This is a genomic window from Dickeya sp. MK7, assembly GCF_000406305.1.
Taxonomy (GTDB): Bacteria; Pseudomonadota; Gammaproteobacteria; order Enterobacterales; family Enterobacteriaceae; genus Dickeya; species Dickeya fangzhongdai.
Genome location: NZ_CM001984.1, coordinates 4,767,278 through 4,775,702, shown reverse-complemented (window position 1 = coordinate 4,775,702; position 8,425 = coordinate 4,767,278). Strand labels below are relative to the sequence as shown.

The window sequence follows — 8,425 nt, the reverse complement described above, 5'->3', positions numbered from 1 at the left end:
GCGCTTACACGCCCACAGCAGTCAGCCGTAACCCACTAATTATCCACCACTGCTTTTCCCTGATACCACTTCCCGCAAAACGTCACCCTGCCGTTGGCGATGCTGCATTCGCGGTAAGCCCCCTCTTTCAGCACGGCTGCGCTCCCCTGATACCATTTGCCGCAAAATGTCACTCTGCCGTTGGCGATAGTGCATTCCCGATACTCGCCGTGTTGCAAAACCGGGGCCGAGCCCTGAAACCACGAGCTGCAGGCGGCGATTTGTCCGTTGATGATATTGCACGCACGGTAATCGGCCCATGCCGTTGGGGTGACGATAACCAGTATCCACCACAAAATTGCTCTGACTTTCATATTTTTATGCCGTTATCTGCCTGAATCCGGTACCGGTATCGTTACCGTCATTTCACATAAAAACAACCGGCTGACGCATGTCAGCCGGATAAGACGGCAGAATAACAATATCAGGCGTCAGCGGGTTCGATCACCATCAGCAACTGTCCCGCCTGCACCTGATGGCCGGGTTGACGGTGCAGTGTGTGAATAATGCCCGCGACCGGCGCGGTGATGGGGATTTCCATTTTCATCGACTCCAGAATCCCCACCAGTTGACCGGCGCTGACGGTATCGCCGGGAGCAACCAGCCACTGCCAGACGCTGCCCGCCACCTGGCTTTCCACGCCGTAGCCGTGGGCCGGAACGGTATCGTCATCAGCGGTAGTCTCCTGCAAGCTGCTGTCGAAAGTGAACTGACCGTCGGCGCGCCAGCGCGCCAGTTCCTCGTCAAAGGCTCGCTGGCGTTGCTGCTGGAAAGCGTCGATCGCCGATTGCTGCTCCATCAGATTCCGCTGATAGTCGGCGAGATGAAACTCCCCTTCTTCGGTACGCAACGGATAATCTCCCCACGGGAAGCGCTCGCGGATCGCCAGCAGCTCCTGCGCGGTAACCGGATAAAAGCGAATCTGATCGAAGAACCGCAGCAACCAGGGTTGACGGAAAACGTCTGTTTGTCGATCACGATTCCACATCTGCAACGTGCGGCCGATGAACTGATAGCCGCCGGGGCCTTCCATACCGTATACACACAGATAGGCGCCGCCGATGCCGACCGAGTTTTCCGCCGTCCAGGTGCGGGCCGGGTTGTATTTGGTGGTCACCAGCCGGTGACGCGGGTCGAGCGGGGTGGCGACCGGCGCGCCGAGGTAGACGTCTCCCAGCCCCATCACCAGATAACGGGCGCTGAAGACGATGTCTTTGACCTGATCCACCGATTCCAGCCCGTTGATGCGACGGATGAATTCGATGTTGCTGGGGCACCAGGGGGCGCCGGGTCTGACCGACTGGGTATAGCGGGTGATGGCCTCGCGGCAGGCGTCGTCGTCCCAGCTGAGCGGCAGCCACACGGTGCGGGAAGGAACGGCGGCATGCTGCAGGTCGCCGAGCGCGTCGTCTGCTTGCTGCAGATGCGCCAGCAGCGCGCTGCGCGGGCATTGCAGGCTATCGAAATGGATTTGCAGCGAGCGGATACCCGGCGTCAGCTCCTGTATGCCCGGCAACGGATGCTGTTCCAGCCACTGCATCAGCGCGTGCACGCGAAAACGCAGGGCGATATCCAGCCGGTGCTCGCCATACTCCAGCAGCAGGAAACGGTCACCTGCCGCCAGACAGTTCACCGATGGTCGATCGCCTTGCGCCGATCGGTGATACAGCACGGGCGAGGGGCAACAGGCGGCGAGGGTGGGTTCTGCCACCGGGCGACCGGCGGCGATGGCGGATTCCGCTTCGCGCGCCAGTTCGTCCGCCTGCTCCAGACTCACCGGCATGAAACGAATGCTGTCGCCGGCTTTTAACTGGCCGAGTTTCCATAAATCGGCGTGGATCACCGTGGCCGGGCAGACGAACCCGCCCAGCGATGGGCCGTCCGGCCCCAGGATGACCGGCATATCGCCGGTAAAATCCACCGTGCCGAAGGCGTAGGCGTTGTCGTGGATATTGGACGGGTGCATGCCGGCTTCGCCGCCGTCGGTTCGCGCCCACTGAGGTTTAGGGCCAATCAGCCGGATGCCGGTACGGCTGGAGTTGTAATGCACCTGCCAGTCGGCGGCGAAAAAGGCCCCGATGTCCTCTGGGGTAAAGTAGTCCGGCGCGCCGTGCGGCCCGTACACCACCCGCAATTGCCAGTGAGAGTGCCAGTCGGGCGCAGGCAGGGCGACATCGATGGCGGGCGACTGAGGCGCGGCCAGATGCAGTACGTCGCCGGCGCGCAATGCACGCCCGGCATGACCGCCGAATTTGCCGAGCGTGAAGGTGCTGCGGCTGCCCAGATACGTCGGGCAGGCCAGACCGCCGGCCAGCAACAGGTAGCTGCGGCAGCCCGCGCCCTGAATATCGCCAAGCGTCAGCGTTTGCCCGGCGCGGGCGTGATGAGTCCGCCAGCCGGCGAGCGGAGCATCATCCAGCCGGGCGTCGATGGCGGCGCCGGTGATGACGAAAGCGCAGTCGCGGTTGAAGCGCAGCGTTGGGCCGCGCAGGGTGAGCTCCAGCCCGGTGGCGTCCGGCGCGTTGCCCAGCAACTGATTGCCGAGTCGGAAGGAGCGAGTGTCGAACGGTCCGGAGGGCGGGACGCCGACATGCCAGTAACCGGTACGGCCGGGCGCATCCTGCACGGTGGTAAGCGTGCCGCCGCCGAGGACATCCAGCGTAGCGGGCTGCCAGACGACGCCGCCCAGCGTCGCGGTGATGATTTCTCCGCGCCTGACGGCGGGCAGGGTCAGCAGGTGGCGCAGCCAGTCGAGATTGGTTTCGATGCCGTACAGCGACGTGGCGCTCAGCGCCTGCGTCATACCGTCGAGCGCGGCGTCCCGGCTGGCGCCGTGAACGAGGACTTTCGCCAGCATCGGGTCATAAAACGGCGACACCTCGCTGCCGCTGTCCAGCCAGTGGTCGATACGCAGGGTGAGGCCGGGCAGCGAGTCCGGGAAACTGACGTTGCTCAGCAACCCGGCGCAAGGCTGGAACTGTTTGGCCGGGTCTTCGGCGTACAGCCGTACCTGAATGGCGTGGCCGCGCGGCGTGGCGGCAAGTGTATGGAGCGGCGGCAGGCAACCGGCGCCCAGCGTCACCATCCATTGCACGATGTCGACGCCGTACACCATCTCGGTCACGCCGTGTTCTACCTGCAGGCGAGTGTTGACCTCCAGGAACCAGAACTGCTTGCTGCTTTCGTCGTACACATACTCTACCGTGCCTGCGCTGCGGTAGTTCACCGCCTGACACAGCCGGATGGCGGTGGCCTGTAGTTCGGCGCGTACGTCGTCGCCAAGGTTGGGGGCCGGGGTCTCCTCAATCACTTTCTGGTTGCGGCGCTGGGCGGAGCAGTCGCGCTCGCCAAGGGCGATGACGTTGCCCTGACCGTCGCCGAATACCTGCACTTCGATGTGGCGGGCCTGGGCGATGAATTTTTCCAGAAATACGCCGTCGTCGGCGAAATTGTTGCCCGCCAGTCGTTTCACGCGGGTAAAGGCATCGACCAACTGGTCCTGGTCATTGCAGCGCTGCATGCCGATGCCGCCGCCGCCCGCGGTGCTCTTTAACATCACCGGATAACCAATGCGGCGCGCCTGTTCGCAGGCGCTGTCCAGCGAGGTGAGCAGGCCGCTGCCGGGCAGCAGCGGTACGTCATTCTGCTGCGCCAGCGCGCGCGCCTGATGCTTGAGGCCGAAAGCGGTCATCTGCGCCACGGTCGGGCCGAGAAATACCAGGCCCGCCTGCTCGCAGCGGGTGACGAAACCGGCGTTCTCGCTCAGGAAGCCGTAGCCGGGGTGAATCGCCTGTGCGCCGCTTTTCGCTGCGATGTGCAGTAATTTGTCCTGATTCAGGTAGGTATCGCGCACCGGGCCGTCGCCCAGCGACCAGGCTTCGTCCGCCTGACGTACGTGCAGCGAATGACGATCCGCTTCGGCGTAAACGACGATGGCCTTCACGCCCATTGTTTTCAGGGTGCGGATGATACGCACCGCAATAGCGCCACGGTTGGCAATCAGTACTCGCTCAAACATGACTGAGTCTCTTACGGGCAGGTCGTCCTGCGAAGTCTCGGACGCGTGTTGCGGGTCGTCCCGCGCGTCGCTGTTCCCGATGCGTGTCGTTGCCGCCGCGTTTACCAGACGGCGATATCGATCGGGGTGGGGTTATAGCCGTTACAGGGGTTGTTCAACTGCGGACAATTGGAGATCAGCACCAATACGTTTATTTTCGCCACCATTTCCACGTATTTCCCCGGTGCGGAGATGCCGTCGGCGAAGGTCAATCCGCCTTCCCGCGTCACCGGCACGTTCATGAAAAAATTGATGTTGTGGGTGATGTCGCGTTTGGTCAGGTGGTATTCCGGGTGTTGCGCCACCGCCAGCATCCAGCTGTCGCGGCAGGCGTGCATGTGGCGTTTTTCCAGATCGTAGCGCACCGTGTTGCTCTCGGTGGCGCAGGCGCCGCCGAGGGTGTCGTGGCGGCCGCAGGTGTCCGCCACGATTTCCAGCATCGGACGGTCTTCGTTGGAACGCAGTATGCTGCCGGTGGTGAGAAAGACGTTGCGCTGACCGCGCAGGGTATCGGTCACGCTGTAGCGCTCGGCGGTGTCGTCGGCGTTGTAGAACAGGGTATCGGCGGCCTGATTGCCTTCGAGATCGGTAATACGCAGCGTCTGACCGGCTTCAATGCGGTGCAGCCAGTAGTCGCCGGCGGGAAGGGTGGCGCGATAAACCGCCGTGGCGGGGTCGCGTTGGCTGGTCTGGATCATGATCAGACTCCTTGGGGTTGTTCGGCCAGATAGTAAAGCGTGTTGTTGCGCAGTCCGCGCCGGTTCTCCGGTCGTGCCAGACAGATGTCCGGCAACGGCGCACGCTGGTGGTCCAGCGTCAGCAGGATCGGATGTCGCGGGTAGTCAGCGGCGGCGCTGAGCGGATGCGGGCAGGTATGCAGGATAACCAGCGTATCCATGGCGAAACGCAGAGTGACGCTGGCGCCGGGCTGTCCCTGCTGTTCCAGCGTCAGGTTGCCGTCGTCGTCGCTGCTCACGCGGGCGAAAAAGTTAACGCAGGCGGCCATGTCGCGCTTGCCAAGACCGTATTTCGCCAGTTCCACCAGAAAGCTGTCGTAGCCGTTCTGATGGCGGCTGTTACGGGCCTGCTGGTAGTTCAGTTCGCCGAACTGACGCGCCACCTGCTGCGCGTTGGCGCTACCGCACACGGTTTCATGCCAGCCGAAACTGTCGGCTTCGATGCCGCAGAAAATACGGCCCATATCCGAGTACAGGCAGTGGCCGGCGGTCAGGCGAAACGTATGCTGGCATTTGAGCGTGTCCGGCGCGTTGTAACGCTCCAGCGGATTTTCCGGGTTGTAGAACAGCATGCCCACGTTGGCGCCGCCTTCGACGTCGGTCAGGCACAGCGCGGTACCGCGGCGCATGACCAGCGACCAGTGCGACCCGGCGGGCAGTTCGGTCTGATAATGATCGTTCATTGTGTGACTCCTCCCATCAGGCGACATGCCGCCGCCCGTCAATCAGTTCTCCCACCGAAGCTCGCACGCCGGCAGGCGAGCGCTCCAGCGGAAGGTCGTAGGTGATGCTGGCGCCAAAAGCGTCTGGCGCTTGCGGGTCCTGGCGCAGCTTGTCGAACACCCACAGGCGCGACCCGAGTGAAAAACCTTCTTTAAGGTCATGGGTGATCATGAAAATGGTCAGGCAATTTTCCCGCCACAACTGGCTGATCAACTGGTGCATCTCGGCGCGGATGCCGGGGTCCAGCGCGCCGAACGGCTCATCCAGCAGCAGAATGCGCGGGCGTTTGATCAACGCCTGCGCCAGCGCCAGCCGCTGCTGCATGCCGCCGGACAGCTGATGCGGATACTTGTGAGCGGATTGTTCCAGACCTACCTGACGCAACATCTCCATTGCGCCGGCGTGCAGGGCGCGACGCCGCCGGCCCCATACCCGGCCCAGCCAGCGGGCTTCGGCGAATTCCGCACCGAGCATGACGTTCTCCGCCACACTAAGGTGAGGGAAAACCGAGTAGCGCTGGAACACCACGCCGCGGTGTTCGTCCGGCTCCTGCGGCATGGGCGCGCCGTCGAGCAGCAACTGGCCGCTGCTGGGGCCTTCAGTGCCGAGCAGCATCTTGAGAAACGTGGTCTTGCCGCAACCGGACGCACCGACGATGGAGACGAATTCGCCTTCCTCGACCGAGACGTTGAGCCGTTCCAGCACCACCTGACCGTCGTACTCTTTCCTGATGTTTTTAAGTTTTAACAACGACATAGGTTCTCCTGCATTCCGGTTGACGCTCATTTCGAGTAATACCAGGGCCAGCCGCGACGGCTGATGACCCGCAGCAGCACATCGAGCAGGAACGCCAGCGCCGTGATCCAGGCGACGTAAGGCAGAATGACGTCCATCGCCAGATAGCGGCGCATCAGGAAGATGCGGTAGCCCAGCCCCTCGGTGGCGGCGATAGCTTCGGCGGCGATCAGGAACAGCCAGGCGGAACTGAGCGACAGGCGCACCGCATCCAGCAACCGCGGCATCAATTGCGGTAGAATCACCCGCCACAGGATTTGGCCGCTGTGGCCGCCGAGGGTTTGCGCTTTGACCAGTTGCTCCTGCGGCAGGCTCTGGATGTAGAGTTGCAGGTCGCGAATGATGAACGGCGTGATGCCCACCATGATCAGCACCACTTTGGATACCTCGCCCAGTCCGAAGCAGATGAACAGGACAGGCAGCACCGCCAGCGGCGGGATCAGCGCAAACAGGGTGATCAGCGGCGACAGCGTGGCGCGCACTGCCGGCAGCGCGCCGCACAGCAGGCCGAACACCAGCGCCAGCATCGCGCTCAACCCCACGCCGATCAACAGCCGAAGCAGGCTGGCGGCGGTGTCGACCCACAGCATGTATTCGCCGGTGCGTTCGTTGGGCTCGAACGCCATGCGATGCATGGCGTCCGCCATCGCGCCCAGCCCCGGCAACAGCTTGTCGGCGGCGTTCGCCGCCAGTCGGGCGTCGGACGCCATCAGGTAGACAAGCAGCAGCGCCAGTAGCGGCAGAAACCCCATCATCCCGCGTGTCAGCGGCAGCGGCTGGTAGTTGATCAATTTGCGCATCCGGCGTTCTCCCGTATTACAGCTTGTTGTCGGCCGCCAGTTTCAGAAACTCGTCGCTGAAACGCAGTTTGACGTTACCGGTGTTGCCCCACAGACCCACAGGGGTGGATACCCCCACCACGTCTGCGCCCGGCGCGCCGTCGCCCAGCAGGCCGTGACGGAAGGAGAATTCCGCGACCGACTGCATGGTGGTTTTCAACTGGGCGTTCTGGACGAACTCCAGCGCCTGTTTCGGGGTGGCGAACAGGTGGGTGGCGGCCAGTTGCTCGTCAAATCCGGCCAGGTCGGTGCCGGCGGCCTGCCCCATGAAGGTGCGGGCTTGGCGGGCGACGCTGCTGTCGCCGGACATCGCTTGCAGGGTTTCATACCAGGCGCCGGTCAGGGCTTTGCCCAGCTCGGGGTGTTGCTTCAGTGTGGCGGTATTGACCACCAGCAGATCGAGAATTTCGCCGGGGATTTGCGCGGAAGAAAACGCCAGCTGGCTGCCCGGCTGTTTTTTGGCTTCCGCCAGCAACGGGTTCCAGGTGACGATGGCCTGCACCTCCGACGTACCGAAGGCGGCGACCAGATCGGCATCGGCGGTATTCACCACTTTGATGTCCTTCTCGCTCATGCCGTTCTTTTCCAGCGCCCGCGCCAGCAGGTAGTGAGACACGGACAGCTGGACCAGATTGATCGGCTTACCTTTGAGCGCGGCCAGGCTGTTAGTGCCTTTGATCAGAATGCCGTCGTTGCCGTTTGAGTAGTCGCCGACGATGAGCGCGGTGCTGTCCACGCCGCCGGCCGCCGGAATGGTCAGCGCGTCCATGTTGGTCATGGCGCAGCCGTCAAAGCCGCCTGCGGTGTACTGGTTAACGGATTCGATGTAGTCGTTGACCTGAACAAACTGGATATCGATGCCGTATTTGTCGGCCCATTTCTTGATGATGCCTTGCTGCTGGGCGTAGTCCCACGGCATCCAGCCGGCGTAAATGGACCAGCAGAGTTTGAAGGCGGGTTTGTTGGCGGCCAGCGCACTGGCGCTGCACAGCGCCAGTGCGCAAACAAGCAGTAATCGTTGAATCGTTTTCATGGCGTATATCCTCTGACGTTGGGCGCAATCATTAGCAAAGCAGGAGGGCGGCGAGCATGTATCTCGCTGTATCCTCCCGGGCTTTTATCCCGCCGTGTAACCGCCAGAGGGCGGTCGGTGACTCTCGGACCTGCGCAGTAAAGCCGGAACCCTAGTCACCCATTTCCAAATTGTCTGGCGACACCGGTTGCCCGCTATCGCT

7 protein-coding genes and 1 riboswitch are annotated in these 8,425 nt (G+C 62.7%); all 7 genes read right to left on the bottom strand.

All coding sequences use genetic code 11. The annotated features are described in order from the left end of the window. Window positions 1-35 precede the first annotated feature (35 nt). The gene (locus DXXMK7_RS20745; RefSeq protein ID WP_049842700.1) at window positions 36-353 is read right to left on the bottom strand and encodes a hypothetical protein; all 318 of its coding nucleotides are present in this window, start codon (window positions 351-353) and stop codon (window positions 36-38) included. A 110-nt stretch (window positions 354-463) separates the two neighbouring features. Further along, on the bottom strand, window positions 464-4,057 hold the full coding sequence (gene uca, locus DXXMK7_RS20740; protein WP_038920645.1) for an urea carboxylase: 3,594 nt from the start codon (window positions 4,055-4,057) through the stop codon (window positions 464-466). A 101-nt stretch (window positions 4,058-4,158) separates the two neighbouring features. Next, window positions 4,159-4,794, bottom strand: coding sequence for an urea amidolyase associated protein UAAP2 (locus DXXMK7_RS20735; protein WP_038920644.1), 636 nt, complete (start codon window positions 4,792-4,794; stop codon window positions 4,159-4,161). A gap of 2 nt (window positions 4,795-4,796) precedes the next feature. Beyond that, on the bottom strand, window positions 4,797-5,516 hold the full coding sequence (locus tag DXXMK7_RS20730; RefSeq protein WP_038920643.1) for an urea amidolyase associated protein UAAP1: 720 nt from the start codon (window positions 5,514-5,516) through the stop codon (window positions 4,797-4,799). A gap of 16 nt (window positions 5,517-5,532) precedes the next feature. After that, entirely contained in the window at window positions 5,533-6,312 is a 780-nt protein-coding gene (locus DXXMK7_RS20725) for an ABC transporter ATP-binding protein (protein ID WP_038920642.1), read from the bottom strand. Between the two features lie 26 nt (window positions 6,313-6,338). Continuing rightward, window positions 6,339-7,151: an ABC transporter permease gene (locus DXXMK7_RS20720; protein WP_038920640.1), complete on the bottom strand. Its 813-nt coding sequence runs from the start codon at window positions 7,149-7,151 to the stop codon at window positions 6,339-6,341. A 16-nt stretch (window positions 7,152-7,167) separates the two neighbouring features. Continuing rightward, on the bottom strand, window positions 7,168-8,223 hold the full coding sequence (locus tag DXXMK7_RS20715; RefSeq protein ID WP_038920639.1) for a putative urea ABC transporter substrate-binding protein: 1,056 nt from the start codon (window positions 8,221-8,223) through the stop codon (window positions 7,168-7,170). A gap of 71 nt (window positions 8,224-8,294) precedes the next feature. Next, a riboswitch (guanidine-I (ykkC/yxkD leader) is annotated at window positions 8,295-8,389 on the bottom strand. Between the last annotated feature and the right edge of the window lie 36 nt (window positions 8,390-8,425).